The sequence below is a fragment of the Pseudomonas sp. GW823-FHT02F05 genome, assembly GCF_058797315.1.
The window spans coordinates 70,915-89,076 of sequence record NZ_JBXAJM010000019.1; the positions used below are offsets into that span (position 1 = coordinate 70,915).

The window sequence follows — 18,162 nt, forward strand, 5'->3', positions numbered from 1 at the left end:
CCGACAATCCACGCAGGTGACCCATGATCCCCAGAACCTTGTTCAGCTCGGAGCACGAACTCTTCCGTGAGAGCGTGCGCACCTTTCTCGAAAAGCACGCCGTGCCCTTCCATGGGCAATGGGAAAAGCAGGGCTATATCGAACGTAACCTGTGGAACCAGGCGGGGGAGGCGGGCATGTTGTGTTCCCACCTGCCAGAGGAATATGGCGGGCTGGGCGCGGATTTTCTCTACAGCGCGGTGGTGATCGAAGAAGTCAGCCGCCTGGGTTTGACCGGCATCGGCTTTTCCCTGCACTCGGATATCGTCGCGCCTTACATCCTGCATTACGGCAGTGAAGCACTGAAGCACAAGTACCTGCCCAAGTTGATCTCCGGGGAGATGGTCACGGCCATTGCCATGACCGAGCCGGGCGCTGGTTCCGACCTGCAGGGCGTCAAGACCACAGCGGTTTTGGAGGGTGATGAGTACGTGATCAACGGCTCCAAGACCTTTATCACCAACGGCTACCTGGCCGATCTGGTGATTGTCGTCGCCAAGACCGACCCCAAGGCTGGCGCCAAGGGCACCAGTCTGTTCCTGGTGGAAGCCGACACGCCGGGCTTCGACAAGGGCAAGCGCCTGGAGAAAGTCGGCATGAAGGCGCAGGACACCTCGGAGCTGTTCTTCCAGGATGTGCGCGTGCCCAAGGAAAATCTGCTGGGCCAGGCGGGCATGGGCTTTGCCTACCTGATGCAGGAACTGCCACAAGAACGCCTGACCGTGGCGATTGGCGCGCTGTCTTCAGCCGAAGCGGCGTTGCAATGGACCCTCGAGTACACGCGAGAGCGCAAGGCGTTCGGCAAGGCGATTGCCGATTTCCAGAACACCCGGTTCAAGCTGGCGGAGATGGCCACCGAGATTCAGATTGGCCGCGTGTTTGTCGATCAGTGCATGGCCTTGCATCTGGAAGGCAAGCTGGACGTGCCCACGGCGGCGATGGCCAAGTACTGGGCCACGGACCTGCAATGCAAGGTGCTCGATGAGTGCGTGCAGTTGCATGGCGGCTACGGCTTCATGTGGGAATACCCGATTGCCCGGGCCTGGGCGGATGCGCGGGTGCAGCGCATTTATGCGGGGACCAATGAGATCATGAAGGAGATCATTGCGCGGGCACTTTGATTGTTAGGTGCTCTTGATTGACCGTTCCCACGCTCCGCGTGGGAACGCCTCATGTGACGCTCCGCGTCACGACTCTGAAAGCGGACGCAGAGCGTCCAAGGCGGCATTCCCACGCAGAGCGTGGGAACGATCAGTGCGGATCAATCAAGGTGCTGGATTCGGATGATCCTTCTGAATCGCCTCAATCCCTTCCAGCACCTCTTTCGACAATTTCAGTTCGGCACTGGCGATGTTGCTGTCCAGTTGTTCCAGTGATGTGGCCCCAATGATATTGCTGGTCACAAACGGCTGCTGTGTCACAAACGCCAGCGCCATCTGCGCCGGGTCCAGGCCATGCTCGCGCGCCAACGCCACATAGCGGCTGCATGCCGCTTCCGATTGCGGGTTGAAGTAGCGGCTGAAACGGCTGTACTCGGTCAGGCGCGCCTTGGCCGGACGTGCGCCGTCTTCATACTTGCCACTGAGCATGCCGAACGCCAAAGGCGAATAGGCCAGCAAGCCGCACTGCTCACGAATGGCAACTTCCGCCAGGCCCACTTCAAAGCTGCGGTTGAGCAGGTTGTAGGGGTTCTGGATCGACACTGCACGCGGCCAGCCGCGGGCTTCGGCCAGGGCGAGGAACTTCATGGTGCCCCACGGCGTTTCGTTGGACAGGCCAATGTGGCGGATCTTGCCGGCCTTCACCTGTTCATCCAGGGCTTCGAGCGTTTCCTCCAGTGGCGTGAGGTCGTCTTCGTCCTTGTGCTTGTAGCTCAACTGGCCGAAGAAGTTGGTGCTGCGCTCCGGCCAATGCAGTTGGTAGAGGTCGATCCAGTCGGTCTGCAGGCGCTTGAGGCTGGCGTCGAGGGCTGCGCCGATGTGCTTGCGGTTGTGGCGCAGGTGGCCATCGCGGATGTAGTCGATGGTGTTGCCGGGGCCGGCGATTTTGCTGGCAAGGATCCAGTCGGCGCGGTCACCACGGCTTTTGAAGTAGTTGCCGATGTAGCGCTCGGTGGTGGCGTAGGTGTCGGCCTTGGGCGGCACCGGGTACATTTCTGCAGTGTCGAGGAAGTTGATCCCCGCGGCCTTGGCCCGTTCGATCTGCGCGAAGGCCTCTGCCTCGCTGTTCTGCTCGCCCCAGGTCATGGTGCCCAACGCGATCGCGCTGACATTCAGATCGGTGCGGCCCAGCTGTCGGTAATCCATCGGGTACTCCTTCGGGGGGAAAACAATCATAAAAGCAGGTTGAATTTTTTTTCGCAATCTGCATAATTGCCCACCTCTTTCTGCAGTGGAAGTGATGCGCCGCCTGCCGAAGAATCTTGCCGTTGAACGGACGCGCCGACCCGAGCCCCCGATAGCGTCTGTATCCGGCTGCCTTTGACCTTGTCAAAGTACGCACTATTCAGTAAGATCCGCCGTCTAAATTTACAGGCGGCCCCTGAGGCTATTAAAGAATGACAACTTTTACTGCAAAACCGGAAACAGTTCAGCGCGACTGGTTTGTCGTCGACGCCGCTGGTCAGACCCTGGGTCGTCTGGCCACTGAAGTCGCCAGCCGTCTGCGTGGCAAGCACAAGCCTGAATACACCCCGCACGTTGATACCGGCGACTACATCGTCATCATCAATGCTGAGCAGGTTCGTGTAACCGGCAACAAAGCAAGCGACAAAATGTACTACCGTCACTCCGGTTTCCCAGGCGGTATCAAGTCTTCCAACTTCGAAGGCCTGATTGCCAAGAAGCCTGAAGCCCCGATCGAAATCGCGGTCAAAGGCATGCTGCCTAAGGGCCCACTGGGTCGCGATATGTTTCGCAAGCTGAAAGTCTATGCGGGCGCTGTACACCCTCATGCTGCTCAGCAGCCCCAAGAACTGAAGTTTTAACGGAATAGTTCATTATGTCGGCGACTCAAAATTACGGCACTGGCCGTCGCAAAACCGCAACCGCACGCGTTTTCCTGCGTCCGGGCACTGGTAACATCTCGATCAACAACCGCTCCCTGGACAACTTCTTCGGCCGCGAAACTGCCCGCATGGTAGTTCGTCAGCCGCTGGAATTGACCGAGACCGTTGAAAAGTTCGACATCTACGTCACCGTTATCGGTGGCGGTGTAAGTGGTCAAGCTGGCGCAATCCGCCACGGTATCACTCGCGCTCTGATGCAGTACGACGAAACCCTGCGTGGCGCTCTGCGCAAAGCTGGCTTCGTGACTCGCGATGCTCGTGAAGTTGAACGTAAGAAAGTCGGTCTGCGTAAAGCGCGTAAGCGTCCGCAGTACTCGAAGCGTTAATTCGCTTTACGTTCCACAAAAACGCCCAGCTCCTCACGGAGCTGGGCGTTTTTTATTGCCTGTGATTTATGCACATTTTTCGCCGTGACAACTTGCCACATCCGTAGACCCCCTATACTACAAGGCCTGGAGACGGAGCCCCGGGCAATTCCCTTGTCATACGTGGGGCTTTTCATTACCATCCGTCAAAATTTTTATAAGTAAAGATTCAACACTTAGTAGACGCCTGATTTAACAGGCCAAAAAGCTGATGGGAGAGGACTGAATGAGCAATGACGGCGTGAATGCAGGCCGGCGTCGCTTCTTGGTAGCAGCCACATCCGTGGTGGGTGCTGCAGGAGCGGTGGGGGCTGCGGTCCCGTTCGTGGGGTCATGGTTTCCCAGTGCCAAGGCGAAAGCCGCAGGTGCACCGGTGAAGGTGAATGTCAGCAAGATCGAGCCAGGCCAGCAGATGATTGCTGAGTGGCGCGGCCAGCCGGTTTTCATTGTTCGTCGTACCGAGGAAATCCTGGGGAATCTGAAGAAGATCGAAGGCCAGCTGTCTGACCCGACATCCGAAAAGTCCGACCAGCCCGCCTACGCCAAGAACGAAGCACGTTCGATCAAGCCAGAGATTCTGCTGCTGGTTGGTCTTTGTACCCATCTGGGTTGCTCACCTACCTTCCGCCCGGAAGTGGCGCCTGTCGACTTGGGTAAAGACTGGGTCGGCGGTTATTTCTGCCCGTGCCACGGTTCCCACTATGACCTCGCCGGCCGCGTCTACAAATCCCAGCCCGCGCCCCTGAACCTGCCGGTTCCTCCTCACAATTACGAATCTGACGACATCATTGTCATTGGCCTCGACAAGGAGAACGCGTGATGAGCAAGTTCATGGATTGGGTGGATGCGCGCTTCCCCGCCACTAAAATGTGGGAAGACCATCTCAGCAAATATTACGCGCCGAAAAACTTCAACTTCTTCTACTTCTTCGGCTCCCTGGCGCTGTTGGTGCTGGTCAACCAGATCGTCACTGGCGTGTGGTTGACGATGAGCTACACGCCGTCGGCGGAAGAGGCGTTTGCCTCTGTCGAATACATCATGCGTGATGTCGAGTACGGCTCGATCCTGCGCCTGTTGCACTCCACCGGTGCGTCGGCGTTCTTTATCGTCGTCTACCTGCACATGTTCCGCGGCCTGCTCTACGGCTCGTACCAGAAGCCCCGTGAGCTGGTGTGGGTCTTCGGCATGTTGATCTATCTGGCACTGATGGCCGAAGCCTTTATGGGCTACCTGCTACCTTGGGGCCAGATGTCGTACTGGGGCGCCCAGGTGATCATCTCGCTGTTCGGCGCAATCCCGGTGATCGGCAACGACCTGACCCAGTGGATTCGTGGTGACTACCTGATCTCCGGCATTACCCTGAACCGCTTCTTCGCCCTGCACGTGGTTGCCTTGCCGATCGTGATCCTGGGCCTGGTGGTCTTGCATATCCTGGCGCTGCACGAAGTGGGTTCCAACAACCCGGATGGCGTGGACATCAAGAAGCACAAGGACGAGAACGGCATCCCGCTGGATGGCATTCCGTTCCACCCGTACTACACCGTAAAAGACATTGTCGGCGTGGTCGTGTTCCTGTTTGTGTTCTGCTCGATCGTGTTCTTTTTCCCGGAGATGGGTGGTTATTTCCTGGAGAAGCCTAACTTCGAACAAGCTAACGCCTTCAAGACACCTGAGCACATTGCCCCGGTCTGGTACTTCACGCCGTTCTACGCGATCTTGCGCGCGATCCCCGACAAACTCATGGGCGTGATCGCCATGGGCGCGGCCATCGCGGTGCTGTTCGTGCTGCCGTGGCTCGATCGTAGCCCGGTCAAGTCAATGCGCTACAAAGGCTGGCTGAGCAAGATCTGGCTGTGGGTGTTCTGCATTTCGTTCGTGATCCTGGGTGTGTTGGGTGTATTGGCGCCCACCCCTGAACGGACCTTGCTGTCGCAGGTCTGCACCTTCCTGTACTTCGCCTACTTCATTCTGATGCCGTTCTATACCCGGCTCGAGAAGACCAAACCGGTTCCGGAAAGGGTGACTGGCTGATGAAAAAATTACTCGTTGCATTCGTGCTTGCGGCACTGCCGCTACTGTCCTTCGCTGCCGAACATGGTGCGCAGCTGGAAAAAGTCGATATCGATGTGTCTGACAAAGCCGCCATGCAGGATGGGCTGCGTACATTCACCAACTACTGCATGGGTTGCCACAGCGCCAAGTTCCAACGGTACGAGCGCGTTGCCGATGACCTGGGCATTCCCCATGAAGTAATGCTCAGCCACGCGGTGTTCACAGGCGCCAAGATCGGCGACCACATGAACATCGGCATGCAACCGGCCGACGCCAAGACCTGGTTCGGCGCCGCACCGCCCGACCTTACCCTGGTGGCCCGTGTACGCGGTACCGACTGGCTCTACGGTTACCTCAAGTCCTTCTACGAAGACCCTGCACGCCCCTATGGCGTGAACAACAAAGTCTTCCCGAACGTCGGCATGCCGAACGTTCTGGTCGGCCTGCAGGGGCGCCAAGTGGTAGGATGCAAGCAGGTTCAGGTCGTTGAAGACGGCAAGAAGCAATATGATCCGTTGACCGGCACGCCGCTGACCCATGAAGCGTGCGATCAACTGACCATCGTGCCCAAGACCGGTACGCTGAACGAAGAGCAGTTCGACGAGAAGGTCAAGAACCTGGTGACCTTCCTGGCCTACTCGGCCAACCCGGTCAAACTGCAGCATCAGCGCATCGGTACCTACGTCTTGCTGTACCTGGCTTTCTTCTTCGTATTCGCTTATTTGCTCAAGCGTGAATACTGGAAGGATGTGCATTGATCCAACCGTAAGCAATTGCTGTTAATCTTGCGCGCCCAGCGGCATCTCTGAACACGTAGCGTCGGTTTGAACCGGACGTTACAGGGATGCTTTCTGGGCGCGCTCGTTTTTGAGCTTTCGATAATTTCAACAAGCGAGGAGGACCGCCATGGGCGTGACCAACCGGTTGGCCTGTTACTCCGACCCCGCCGACCACTATTCCCACCGAGTACGCATCGTGCTCGCAGAGAAGGGTGTCAGCGCCGAGATCATCAGTGTGGAGGCGGGCCGTCAGCCGCCGAAGCTGATCGAAGTGAACCCTTACGGCAGCTTGCCCACCCTGGTCGATCGTGACCTGGCGTTGTGGGAGTCGACCGTGGTGATGGAATACTTGGATGAGCGTTACCCTCATCCGCCTTTGCTGCCGGTGTACCCGGTGGCGCGTGCCAACAGCCGCCTGCTGATCCATCGGATCCAGCGTGACTGGTGCGGGTTGGTGGATGTGATCCTGGATTCGCGTTCCAAAGAAGCCGCTCGTGTGCAGGCGCGCAAGGAATTGCGCGAGAGCCTCACCGGCGTTTCGCCGTTGTTCGCCGATAAACCTTTTTTCCTCAGTGAGGAACAAAGCTTGGTGGATTGCTGCCTATTACCCATACTCTGGCGCTTGCCGATTCTGGGCATTGAACTGCCACGGCCGGCCAAGCCGTTGCTTGATTACATGGAGCGCCAGTTTGCGCGTGAGGCTTTCCAGGCAAGTCTGTCTGGTGCCGAACGTGATATGCGCTAAGGCTTAAGGAGCCGTTGATGAACTCCAGTCGACCTTACCTGGTCCGCGCGCTCTATGAGTGGATTGTGGACAACGATTGCACCCCGCACATGCTGGTCAATTCCGAATTTCCTGCGGTTCAGGTACCCCAGGGTTTTGCCAGTGACGGACAGATTGTGCTGAACGTATCGCCCAGTGCCGTGCGCCACCTGCACATGGACAACGAAGCGGTGAGCTTCGAAGGGCGTTTCGGCGGTGTGCCCCATACGCTGTTCGTGCCCATCGGTGCCATCCTCGGGATCTACGCCCGGGAAAATGGCCAGGGCATGGTGTTCGATCTGGAGTCGCCTTTGGAGGATGACGAAACGATCGAAGGCGAAGACGGTGATGATGTACCGCCACCGGATACCGAGCCGCCGCGCCCTAGCGGTCGGCCAAGCTTGAAAGTGGTGAAGTAGGCGGATTTCGCTTACAGATCCATCTGAAAAATGCCCCGACGTCGGTCGGGGCATTTTTTTTGCGTGAAGGATATGGATGAAAGTCGCGCCAGAACGGTGATCGTACAACCACCATGGGCTATGATGCGGTCTTTAGTTCGTCGAGAAAGATGGTTCATCATGGAAAACGCCAACGCCGCCCCACGTCTTCCCCGCAAGCGCCGCAGCCTTGCCCAGGAATTGGTCACGGTGTTGTCCGAGCAGATCCGCGATGGCCAGCTCAAACGCGGCGACAAGCTGCCGACCGAGTCGGCGATCATGGACGCCCATGGCGTCAGCCGGACGGTGGTCCGTGAAGCCATCTCGCGCCTGCAAGCGGCGGGGCAGGTCGAGACTCGCCACGGTATCGGCACCTTCGTGCTGGACACGCCAAGCCCCAGCGGTTTTCGCATAGACCCGGCCACCGTGGTGACCTTGCGCGATGTGCTGGCGATTCTGGAGCTGCGTATCAGCCTGGAAGTGGAGTCTGCGGGCCTCGCGGCGCTGCGTCGCAGCGAGGAGCAACTGGCGGCCATGCGTGCGGCCCTCGATGCCTTGAATGAGAGTGCGGCCCACGCCGGCGATGCGGTGGCGTCGGACTTTGCCTTCCACCTGGAAATTGCACTGTCTACCGGCAACCGCTACTTCACCGACATCATGACCCACCTGGGCACCAGCATCATTCCGCGTACCCGCCTGAATTCGGCGCGCCTGGCCCATGATGATCAACAGCACTACATGAGCCGCTTGAGCCGCGAACACGAAGAGATCTACGAGGCGATAGCCCGCCAGGATTCGGATGCGGCGCGGGCTGCGATGCGCTTGCATTTGACCAACAGTCGCGAACGACTGCGCCATGCCCATGAAGAGGCAGAGGCGCAGCGGGTCTGATCGTTCCCACGCTCTGCGTGGTAACGCCTCTATGGACGCTCCGCGTCCCGATGCGCGTGAATTTCTCAAGCCCTCGCAGGGTGACGCGGAGCGTCATAGGCTGTATTCCCACGCAGAGCGTGGGAACGATCATGCCAGCCGTTAGTTGGCGGGTTGGTTTGGCTTGTAGTCTTTAAGCAGCAAATACGTACTCCACCCCCACCAATCATTGGTCCAGTGCTTGTCGTTCAAATCGTTGACGTCCTTGCGTCGCAGCACCTTGTCTCCCTCCATCTTGAACAGCGGCGAGAAGTTATTCGCCGGGTTCTGCGCGGCGTTCAGGTCGGGCACATACAGCGGTGCCTTGAACTCAGCCGGGGAGGGCGCGATGCCGCTGATGAAGGTTTCGAAGATTTCATCTGCCGAGGCCTGTACCGCCCGTTTGACCTGCACGCGATTGTCGGCGTCGATGCTGTCGAAGTAGCGCTTGTCGCCGTAGGCATGCCACTGAGCGCCCATGGCATTGCGCACCTTGAGCCCGAATTTGCTGTCTTCATCGTGCATGAAGCGGCTGATCAGCGAGCCGAGTTCTCCAGGCGTCACCACCGCTGCCAGTTGTTTGCGCGGTACCCGCAGGTGGCCGGCGGAAAACAGGTCGGTCAAAAAATGATCGGCAAAGCTGTTCATGGCGTAGGCCAATTCCAGGGCCTGGTCGGTGCCGGTCTGATGGGCCACTACTGCCTGTTGCAAGGCTGCCGTATGGCCGGCCAAGTAGGCGGACAGGGCCCATTCACCGAAGTGGTCGGCGTTGTCCGCTGCCAGCTTCAGGTAGCGCCCCAGCGGCACGAGGGCCGAAACAGCACTGCCCCCACCGGTAATACGGTTCCACTCCTCCGACAACGTATCTCCCAAGGCGTCATAGGCTTCATGAGGCTGTTTGCCGTCCTTGATCGCCTGGTTGACGGCGTTGATCTCCTTTTGCATCACCGCCAGGATCTTCTGCGCTTCTTCCCGTGAAGCAGGCAACACGGCAAGAGAATTGAAGGCCGCGGTGAAGCGTTGCACGCGCTCGGCCGGAGAATTGCCCTCGCTGATCGGTTGGCCGGGGATGCCATAGAAGTCGCCGCCCAGGGCGATCACTTGGCCATAGGTCAGCGCAAGCCCGTTGGGCAGGTGCAGTTCGACTTGGCGCGCAGGAATGGCCGGGGCGTCCTTGACGAAGCGAAGCAGGGTGTCATCGCCGATGGCGGTGTGTTCACCGCCTTCGAAGCGCAGGGTAGGTGGTGTTTTTTCGGGTGCTGCGAGTTCAAGACCTGACATGTTAGCTCCTTGCTATGTCGTAGGAATCTTCCGTGATAACTGTATATGCATACAGCTTTTTGAATCATAGGTGAGAGATTTCCTACGTCAAGAGCCGCGTCTTAAGCCTTCGCGGGATTACGCCGGATGAATTGCAGTTGACGAATCTATTTATAGTTGTACGATGACGTACGACATCATCAAAACCAACAACAACCTTTCGTTAGAAAGTCTTCGCCCAGGGTGTTCGAATAATGAATCCACAAGAACTGAAGTCCATCCTCTCCCACGGTCTGCTGTCTTTCCCGGTGACCGATTTCAACGCCCAGGGTGATTTCCACCAGGCGGGTTACATCAAGCGCCTGGAATGGCTGGCCCCTTATGGCGCCAGCGCCTTGTTCGCCGCAGGTGGCACAGGTGAGTTTTTCTCCCTGGCGGCCAGCGAATATTCCCAAGTAGTGAAAACCGCCGTGGATACCTGTGCGTCCAGCGTGCCGATCCTGGCCGGTGTAGGCGGTGCCACCCGCCAGGCCATCGAGTATGCCCAAGAGGCCGAACGCCTCGGCGCCAAAGGTCTGTTGCTGCTGCCGCACTACCTCACCGAAGCCAGCCAGGACGGGGTTGCCGCCCACGTTGAAGCCGTGTGCAAGTCGGTCAAGATCGGCGTGGTGGTGTACAACCGCAATGTCTGCCGCCTGACCGCACCGCTGCTGGAGCGCCTGGCCGAGCGCTGCCCGAACCTGATCGGCTACAAGGATGGCCTGGGTGATATCGAGCTGATGGTGTCGATCCGCCGTCGCCTGGGCGACCGTTTCAGCTACCTCGGTGGCTTGCCGACCGCAGAGGTTTACGCCGCGGCCTACAAGGCCCTGGGCGTGCCGGTGTACTCCTCGGCGGTGTTCAACTTCATCCCCAAGACTGCGATGGATTTCTACCACGCCATTGCCCGCGAAGATCACGCCACCGTTGGCAAGATCATTGACGACTTCTTCCTGCCATACCTGGATATCCGTAACCGCAAGGCCGGTTACGCGGTGAGCATCGTCAAGGCCGGTGCGAAAATCGTCGGTTATGACGCAGGCCCGGTGCGCACGCCACTGACCGACCTGCTGCCGGAAGAGTACGAAGCCCTCGCCGCGCTGATCGACAAGCAAGGCGCGCAATAAATTATCCACAAGGCCGCTGAGCAATCAGCGGCCTTTTGCGTCAGGAGAAGATTCGTGTCCCAGGCAAAGCGTTTTGAGAACTACATCAATGGCGAATGGGTAACCGGCGCCGACTACTGCACCAACATCAACCCGTCGGATGTGTCCGACGCCATTGGCGAATACGCCAAAGCCGACGTGGCCCAAGTCAACGCGGCCATCGACGCTGCCCGCGCCGCGTTCCCGGCGTGGTCCACCTCCGGTATCCAGGCGCGTCACGATGCGCTGGATAAAGTCGGCAGCGAGATCCTCGCTCGTCGTGAAGAACTCGGCACCCTGCTGGCCCGCGAAGAGGGCAAGACCCTGCCCGAAGCCATTGGCGAGGTGACCCGCGCCGGCAATATCTTCAAATTCTTCGCCGGTGAGTGCTTGCGCCTCTCGGGCGATTACTTGCCTTCGGTGCGCCCGGGCGTCAACGTTGAAGTGACCCGCGAAGCCCTCGGTGTGGTGGGTCTGATCACCCCGTGGAACTTCCCGATCGCCATCCCCGCGTGGAAAATCGCCCCGGCCCTGGCCTACGGCAACTGCGTGGTGATCAAGCCTGCCGAGCTGGTGCCGGGCTGCGCCTGGGCCTTGGCCGAAATCATCTCCCGCGCCGGTTTCCCCGCCGGTGTGTTCAACCTGGTGATGGGCAGTGGCCGTGTGGTCGGCGACGTGTTGGTCAACAGCCCGAAAGTCGATGGCATCAGTTTCACCGGGTCGGTGGGCGTTGGGCGTCAGATCGCGGTCAGTTGTGTATCGCGCCAGGCCAAGGTGCAGTTGGAGATGGGTGGCAAGAACCCGCAAATCATTCTCGACGATGCCGACCTCAAGCAGGCTGTCGAGCTGTCGGTACAGAGTGCGTTCTACTCTACCGGCCAGCGTTGCACGGCCTCGAGCCGCTTGATTGTCACCGCGGGGATCCACGACCAGTTTGTCGCCGCCATGGCCGAGCGCATGAAGTCGATCAAGGTGGGCCACGCTTTGAATAGCGGCACCGACATTGGCCCGGTGGTATCCCAGGCCCAGTTGGATCAGGACCTGAAATACATCGACATCGGCCAGAGCGAAGGTGCCCGGCTGGTGAGTGGGGGCGGCCTGGTGACCTGCGACACCGAAGGCTATTACCTGGCGCCCACACTGTTTGCCGACAGTGAAGCGGCGATGCGCATCAGCCGTGAAGAGATCTTCGGCCCGGTGGCCAACGTGGTGCGCGTGGCGGACTACGAGGCGGCGCTGGCCATGGCCAATGACACCGAGTTCGGCTTGTCGGCCGGCATCGCCACCACCTCGCTCAAATATGCCAACCACTTCAAGCGCTACTCCCAGGCTGGGATGGTGATGGTCAACCTGCCGACGGCGGGGGTGGATTACCACGTTCCATTTGGTGGCCGTAAGGGTTCATCCTACGGTTCGCGTGAGCAGGGTCGCTATGCGCAAGAGTTCTACACCGTGGTGAAAACCAGCTACATCGGTTCGTAACACGCAGCACCCTCTCTGTAGGAGCGAGCTTGCTCGCGAAAAACTCAAATTCACCGCGTGCATCCTGAATGCCCGCGTAATCGTTGAAGTTCTTCGCGAGCAAGCTCGCTCCTACAGGAAGGCGCAACCAGGCAATACAAAATCATTACCCGCAAAAAAAATAATTAGTGGGAGTACTTCTACATGCAAGCGACCAAGCCGACCCACGTCCGCTATTTGATCCTGCTCATGCTGTTTCTGGTGACCACGATCAACTACGCCGACCGGGCCACCATCGCTATCGCCGGCTCCAGCCTGCAAAAAGACCTCGGTATCGACGCGGTCACCCTCGGTTATATCTTCTCTGCATTCGGTTGGGCCTACGTGGCCGGACAAATTCCCGGCGGCTGGCTGCTCGACCGTTTCGGCTCGAAAAAAGTCTATGCCCTGAGCATTTTCACTTGGTCGCTGTTCACCGTGCTGCAAGGCTATGTCGGTGAGTTTGGCGTCTCCACTGCGGTGGTCGCGCTGTTCATGCTGCGCTTCATGGTGGGCTTGGCCGAGGCGCCCTCGTTTCCGGGAAATGCCCGTATTGTTGCGGCGTGGTTTCCTACGGCTGAACGCGGCACTGCGTCGGCGATCTTCAACTCGGCCCAGTACTTCGCCACGGTGTTGTTCGCGCCGTTGATGGGCTGGATCGTCTATCGCTTCGGCTGGCAGCACGTGTTTATCGTGATGGGCGTGATCGGCATTGTTTTCTCGCTGATCTGGCTGAAAGTTATCCACAGCCCGCGCCAGCATCCGATGATCAACGAAGCCGAGTTCAATCACATCGCCGCCAATGGCGCGATGGTCGATATGGATCAGGACAAGGGCAAGGGTAAGAAAACCGACGGGCCGAAGTGGGATTACATCCGCCAGCTCCTGACCAACCGCATGATGCTCGGCGTCTACCTGGGCCAGTACTGCATCAACGGCATCACCTACTTCTTCCTGACCTGGTTTCCGGTGTACCTGGTGCAGGAGCGTGGCATGACCATCCTCAAGGCCGGCTTCATTGCCTCGTTACCGGCGATCTGCGGCTTTATCGGCGGAGTGCTCGGCGGGGTGATTTCCGACTACCTGCTGCGCAAAGGCCATTCGCTGACCTTCGCACGCAAGGCGCCGATCATCGGTGGCCTGCTGATTTCCAGCAGCATCGTGGCGTGCAATTACGTAGACATCGAATGGATGGTGGTGGGCTTCATGGCCTTGGCCTTCTTCGGCAAAGGCGTGGGCGCATTGGGTTGGGCGGTGGTATCCGACACCTCACCGAAACAAATCGCCGGCCTCAGTGGCGGCTTGTTCAACACCTTCGGTAACCTGGCCTCGATCACCACGCCGATTGTGATTGGCTACATCATCAGCACCACCGGCTCGTTCAAATGGGCGCTGGTCTTCGTGGGCGCCAACGCGCTGGTGGCGGTGTTCAGTTACTTGGTGATTGTCGGCCCGATCAAGCGCGTGGTGCTCAAGGAGCCGCCTACCCAGGGCCCAGAGTTGACCAACCTTTCTCAAGCGCATTCCTGAGGTTCGTGTGATGCAGTTGATTGAACATGCCGACTCGCCGCGCTCGATCCGTTTGCACGAGCGCGACAATGTGGTGATCGTGGTGAACGATCAAGGGGTACCCGCCGGTACCGAGTTTCCCGACGGCCTGGTCACCGTGGATTTCATCCCGCAGAGCCACAAGGTGACGCTGGAAGACATCCCCGAGGGCGGCCAGATTATTCGCTACGGCCAGACCATCGGTTATGCCCTGGCGCCGATTCCGCGTGGCAGTTGGGTGCAGGAGGACCAGTTGCGCATGCCCACCGCACCGCCGCTGGACAGCTTGCCGCTGTCCACCGAGGTGCCTGAAACCCAGACGCCCCTGGAGGGGTTTACCTTCGAGGGCTATCGCAATGCGGACGGCACCGTGGGCACGCGCAACATCCTCGGCATTACCACCACCGTGCAATGCGTTACCGGCGTGCTGGACCATGCGGTCAAGCGCATCAAGGACGAGTTGCTGCCCCAGTACCCGCATGTCGATGACGTGGTGGCGCTGACCCACAGCTACGGCTGCGGCGTGGCGATTACGGCGACGGATGCCTACATTCCCATCCGCACCGTGCGCAACCTGGCGCGCAACCCCAATCTGGGCGGCGAAGCCTTGGTGATCAGCCTGGGCTGTGAAAAGCTCCAGGCCGGCCAGGTGATGCACGACAACGACAGCTCCGTGGACCTGAGCGAGCCGTGGCTGTATCGCTTGCAAGATTCCAGCCATGGTTTTACCGAAATGATCGAGCAGATCATGGCCCTGGCCGACGTGCGCTTGAAAAAACTCAACCAGCGTCGCCGCGAAACCGTGCCGGCCTCCGAGTTGATCCTGGGAATGCAGTGCGGCGGCAGCGATGCGTTTTCCGGCATCACCGCCAACCCGGCGCTGGGGTATGCCTCGGATCTGTTACTGCGCGCCGGCGCGACGGTGATGTTTTCCGAAGTGACTGAAGTGCGCGATGCGATTTACCTGCTGACCTCACGCGCGAAGAACCCGGACGTTGCCCGCGAGCTGGTCCGGGAAATGGACTGGTATGACCGTTACCTGGCCAAGGGCGAGGCAGACCGCAGCGCCAATACCACGCCGGGTAACAAGAAAGGCGGGCTGTCGAATATTGTCGAAAAGTCGTTGGGCTCCATCGTCAAATCCGGCAGCAGTGCAATCAACGGTGTACTTGGCCCTGGCGAGCGCTTCAAGGAAAAGGGCCTGATCTTCTGCGCCACACCGGCCAGCGATTTCGTCTGCGGCACCTTGCAACTGGCAGCGGGGATGAACCTGCACGTGTTCACCACCGGGCGCGGCACGCCGTATGGGCTGGCGATGGCGCCGGTGGTGAAGGTCTCCACCCGCACCGAACTGGCCCAGCGTTGGCCGGACCTGATCGATATCGACGCCGGGCGCATTGCGACGGGGCGGGCGAGTATCGAGGAGCTGGGTTGGGAGCTGTTCCACTTCTATCTGGATGTGGCCAGCGGCAAGAAGCAGACCTGGGCAGAGCGGCATAAGCTGCATAACGACATCACGCTGTTCAACCCGGCGCCGATTACCTGAGACCAGGCGCTAACCCTGTAGGAGCGAGCTTGCTCGCGAAAGACGCCAACGATAACGCGTGTTAACTGAATGAACGCGGCGCCTGGGAGTTTCTCGCGAGCAAGCTCGCTCCTACGACGGCAAGCCAGCTCCCACATTTGAATGGCGTTGCCCACACGAACCCGCTCGTACTGGCTTATCATTAGCCAACTAACGACGCCCACCAAGGTTCTCCCCGGCATGCTGGCAATCTTCCTCACCACCCTCACCATCACCGCGCCGGTGTTTGCCATGCTGTTCCTGGGCGTGTTTCTAAAGCGCATCAATTGGATCAACGACAACTTTATCCACACCGCATCGTCCCTGGTGTTCAACGTCGCCATGCCGGCGCTGCTGTTCCTTGGCATTCTGCATGCCGACCTGCACTCGGCGCTCAAGCCGGGCCTGCTCATCTACTTCTGCGTCGCCACCCTGGTGAGCTTTGCCGTGGCCTGGGGTTGGGCGATCTTTCGCTGCAAGCGCGAAGACCGAGGCATCTACGCCCAAGGCGCGTTTCGTGGCAATAACGGGGTCATCGGCCTGGCACTGGCGGCCAGTATGTACGGCGATTACGGCATATCCCTGGGCGCGATCCTCGCCGCGCTGGTGATCCTCTTTTACAACACGCTGTCGACCATTGTGCTGGCGGTCTATAGCCCGGTGATCAAGTCCGACCCGTGGAGCATCTTCAAAAGCGTATTGGCCAACCCGCTGATTATCAGCGTGATCGTCGCTACGCCGTTCGCGTACTTCCAGATCGGCGTGCCCGGTTGGCTTGAGAAATCCTTGCAGTACCTGTCCGATACCACGCTGCCGCTGGCGTTGATTTGCATCGGTGGCACCTTGTCCATGGCCGCGCTGCGCAAGAGCGGCAACATGGCGTTGAGCGCGAGCCTGATGAAGATGATCTGGCTACCGGTGATCGCCACCCTGGGCGCGTGGTTGCTGGGGTTCCGAGGGCCGGAGTTGGGGATTCTGTTTCTGTATTTCGGCGCGCCGACCGCCGCCGCAAGCTTTGTGATGGCCCGGGCGGCGCAGGGTAATCATGAGCTGGCGGCCGCGATTATCGTGATCACCACGCTGATGGCGGCGGTGACCACGAATATCGGGATTTTTGTGTTGCAGGCGGGGGGTTGGATCTGAAATCGGCGGGCAGCTTGAGGCCCCATCGCAGCGATGCGGCGACCCGACAAGCCAGCTCCCACATGTGGACGTGTGAATACCCTCAAGTGTGGGGGCTGGCTTGCCTGCGATAGCTACAGGACAGTCACTGCTGATCGGCCTGATACGCCTCAATCACTTCCTGCGCCGCCCGAAACGCATCAATCGCCGCCGGCACCCCTGCATACACCGCGCAATGCAGCAGCGCTTCGCGGATCTCCTCCACCGTACAGCCATTATTCAGCGCACCGCGCACATGGCCCTTGAGTTCCTGCGGGCACTTGAGGGCGGTGAGGGCGGCGAGGGTGATCAGGCTGCGGGTCTTGAGCGGTAACCCTTCGCGGTTCCAGACGCTGCCCCACGCGTGCTCATTGACGAAGTCCTGCAGCGGTTGGGTGAACGCCGTGGCATTACCCAAGGCGCGGTCGACGAACGCATCGCCCATGACCTGGCGACGTACTTCAACCCCGGGTTTTTTCTGTTCGGTCATTGCGATTCCCTCTTGTGTTGGCGGTGCCAGGCGCGCAGTGAGGTGAACAACAGCAGAGCCCCTAACGCTGGCAGGACGTAATACAGCATCAATTGTTCAAGCTTGTTGGCCAGCGGCATGCCAGTGGTGAAGGCCATGACATGCAGCCCGTACGCCAGGTACAGCCCCAGCAGCACCAGCCCTTCGATACGTGTTACCCGATAGCCGGTATAGAACACCGGCAGGCACAGGATGATGGCGCCGAGCATCACCGGTAAATCGAAGTCCAGGGCGTTGGGCGAGACCGACAGCGGCGTCGGCGCCACCAGTGCGGTAAAGCCCAGCACGCCGAGCAGGTTGAACAGGTTGCTGCCGATCACGTTGCCCACGGCGATCTCCCGTTCGCCACGCAACGCGGCGATCAGCGATGTGGCAAGGCACGGCAGCGAGGTGCCGACGCCGATCAACGTGAGGCCGATGACGCGCTCCGACAATCCGAGATCGCCCGCTACATCCACCGCTGCGCCGAGCAACAAATGCCCGGCCAGCACCAGCACCAGCAAACCGCCGAGCATCAGCAGCACACTGCTCAGCCATGGCGCCTTCGCCACGGTGTCCAGAGTGCGCGGGCGGCGGGAATGACGCGTCTGATAATGCAATACGCCAAGGTAGGCCACCAGCGCCACCAGCAGCACGGCGCCATCGAAGGGCGTCAGCATTTCGTTAGCCGCCAGGATAAATACCAGCAGGCCGGCGACGATCATCACCGGGATATCTACGCGCACCAGTTGCCGCGAGACCCGCAACGGAATGATCAGTGCGGACAAGCCCAGGGTCACGAGGATGTTGAAGATACTGCTGCCGATGACACTGCCCACAGCGATATCCGTGTTGCCGGCCAGCGTGGCCTGAAGGCTGACGGTCATCTGCGGCGCACTGCTGCCGAAGGCGACGATGCTCAAGCCGATGATCAGTGGCCGCACCTTGAGGCTCGCCGCCAGGCGTACTGCGGCGCGTACCAGGATTTCAGCGCCGATGATCAGCAAGATCAGGCCGCCCACCAGT

Annotated in this window: 18 protein-coding genes; 14 read left to right on the top strand and 4 right to left on the bottom strand. The window is 59.6% G+C overall.

The features are described from left to right. Window positions 1–23: 23 nt before the first annotated feature. Window positions 24–1,160: an acyl-CoA dehydrogenase family protein gene (locus AC1RAC_RS21700; protein ID WP_057976851.1), complete on the top strand. Its 1,137-nt coding sequence runs from the start codon at window positions 24–26 to the stop codon at window positions 1,158–1,160. A gap of 144 nt (window positions 1,161–1,304) precedes the next feature. On the opposite strand, the gene AC1RAC_RS21705 is transcribed toward AC1RAC_RS21700, so the two are convergent. Next, window positions 1,305–2,345, bottom strand: coding sequence for an NADP(H)-dependent aldo-keto reductase (locus tag AC1RAC_RS21705; protein WP_492616980.1), 1,041 nt, complete (start codon window positions 2,343–2,345; stop codon window positions 1,305–1,307). A 251-nt stretch (window positions 2,346–2,596) separates the two neighbouring features. Between AC1RAC_RS21705 and rplM the strand changes: the two genes are divergently transcribed. The 8 genes from rplM (at window position 2,597) to AC1RAC_RS21745 (ending at window position 8,393) form a co-directional block, all read left to right on the top strand. Beyond that, window positions 2,597–3,025 carry a 50S ribosomal protein L13 gene (gene rplM, locus AC1RAC_RS21710; RefSeq protein ID WP_003188508.1) on the top strand — a complete coding sequence of 143 codons (429 nt, stop codon included), beginning with the start codon at window positions 2,597–2,599 and terminating at the stop codon, window positions 3,023–3,025. 14 nt (window positions 3,026–3,039) lie between these two features. After that, a complete protein-coding gene (gene rpsI / locus AC1RAC_RS21715) occupies window positions 3,040–3,432 on the top strand; it encodes a 30S ribosomal protein S9 (RefSeq protein WP_002555064.1) in 393 nt (130 codons plus the stop codon). 265 nt (window positions 3,433–3,697) lie between these two features. After that, window positions 3,698–4,291: a ubiquinol-cytochrome c reductase iron-sulfur subunit gene (gene petA, locus AC1RAC_RS21720; RefSeq protein WP_003188524.1), complete on the top strand. Its 594-nt coding sequence runs from the start codon at window positions 3,698–3,700 to the stop codon at window positions 4,289–4,291. Further along, a complete protein-coding gene (locus tag AC1RAC_RS21725; RefSeq protein WP_003188526.1) occupies window positions 4,291–5,502 on the top strand; it encodes a cytochrome b in 1,212 nt (403 codons plus the stop codon). Before petA ends, AC1RAC_RS21725 begins: the two co-directional genes overlap by 1 nt. Then, the gene (locus AC1RAC_RS21730; RefSeq protein ID WP_014716911.1) at window positions 5,502–6,281 is read left to right on the top strand and encodes a cytochrome c1; all 780 of its coding nucleotides are present in this window, start codon (window positions 5,502–5,504) and stop codon (window positions 6,279–6,281) included. Before AC1RAC_RS21725 ends, AC1RAC_RS21730 begins: the two co-directional genes overlap by 1 nt. A gap of 148 nt (window positions 6,282–6,429) precedes the next feature. Beyond that, entirely contained in the window at window positions 6,430–7,047 is a 618-nt protein-coding gene (locus AC1RAC_RS21735; protein WP_003188529.1) for a glutathione S-transferase N-terminal domain-containing protein, read from the top strand. Between the two features lie 17 nt (window positions 7,048–7,064). Then, window positions 7,065–7,484: a ClpXP protease specificity-enhancing factor gene (locus AC1RAC_RS21740; RefSeq protein ID WP_014716912.1), complete on the top strand. Its 420-nt coding sequence runs from the start codon at window positions 7,065–7,067 to the stop codon at window positions 7,482–7,484. Between the two features lie 159 nt (window positions 7,485–7,643). Beyond that, window positions 7,644–8,393, top strand: a complete 750-nt coding sequence (locus tag AC1RAC_RS21745) for a FadR/GntR family transcriptional regulator (RefSeq protein ID WP_054897029.1) — start codon at window positions 7,644–7,646, stop codon at window positions 8,391–8,393. A gap of 141 nt (window positions 8,394–8,534) precedes the next feature. On the opposite strand, the gene AC1RAC_RS21750 is transcribed toward AC1RAC_RS21745, so the two are convergent. After that, window positions 8,535–9,692, bottom strand: a complete 1,158-nt coding sequence (locus AC1RAC_RS21750; protein ID WP_127880803.1) for a phospholipase — start codon at window positions 9,690–9,692, stop codon at window positions 8,535–8,537. A gap of 233 nt (window positions 9,693–9,925) precedes the next feature. Here AC1RAC_RS21750 and kdgD point away from each other — a divergent pair, with 233 nt between their 5' ends. From kdgD to AC1RAC_RS21775, 5 genes are all read left to right on the top strand, one after another. Then, the gene (kdgD, locus tag AC1RAC_RS21755) at window positions 9,926–10,837 is read left to right on the top strand and encodes a 5-dehydro-4-deoxyglucarate dehydratase (RefSeq protein WP_003188537.1); all 912 of its coding nucleotides are present in this window, start codon (window positions 9,926–9,928) and stop codon (window positions 10,835–10,837) included. Between the two features lie 54 nt (window positions 10,838–10,891). Beyond that, the gene (locus AC1RAC_RS21760; RefSeq protein WP_492616981.1) at window positions 10,892–12,337 is read left to right on the top strand and encodes an aldehyde dehydrogenase family protein; all 1,446 of its coding nucleotides are present in this window, start codon (window positions 10,892–10,894) and stop codon (window positions 12,335–12,337) included. Between the two features lie 183 nt (window positions 12,338–12,520). Beyond that, on the top strand, window positions 12,521–13,885 hold the full coding sequence (locus tag AC1RAC_RS21765) for an MFS transporter (protein WP_003188541.1): 1,365 nt from the start codon (window positions 12,521–12,523) through the stop codon (window positions 13,883–13,885). A 10-nt stretch (window positions 13,886–13,895) separates the two neighbouring features. Next, window positions 13,896–15,449, top strand: a complete 1,554-nt coding sequence (garD, locus tag AC1RAC_RS21770; protein WP_492616982.1) for a galactarate dehydratase — start codon at window positions 13,896–13,898, stop codon at window positions 15,447–15,449. Between the two features lie 219 nt (window positions 15,450–15,668). Beyond that, complete coding sequence (locus AC1RAC_RS21775; RefSeq protein WP_034126295.1) at window positions 15,669–16,610, top strand: AEC family transporter; 942 nt, start codon at window positions 15,669–15,671, stop codon at window positions 16,608–16,610. 124 nt (window positions 16,611–16,734) lie between these two features. Here the strand turns inward: AC1RAC_RS21775 and AC1RAC_RS21780 are convergent, their stop codons facing one another. Beyond that, window positions 16,735–17,118 (bottom strand): carboxymuconolactone decarboxylase family protein, encoded by a 384-nt coding sequence (locus AC1RAC_RS21780; protein WP_034126296.1) that lies wholly within the window; start codon window positions 17,116–17,118, stop codon window positions 16,735–16,737. Then, the gene (locus tag AC1RAC_RS21785) at window positions 17,115–18,161 is read right to left on the bottom strand and encodes a calcium/sodium antiporter (RefSeq protein WP_186607427.1); all 1,047 of its coding nucleotides are present in this window, start codon (window positions 18,159–18,161) and stop codon (window positions 17,115–17,117) included. Before AC1RAC_RS21785 ends, AC1RAC_RS21780 begins: the two co-directional genes overlap by 4 nt. Between the last annotated feature and the right edge of the window lies 1 nt (window position 18,162).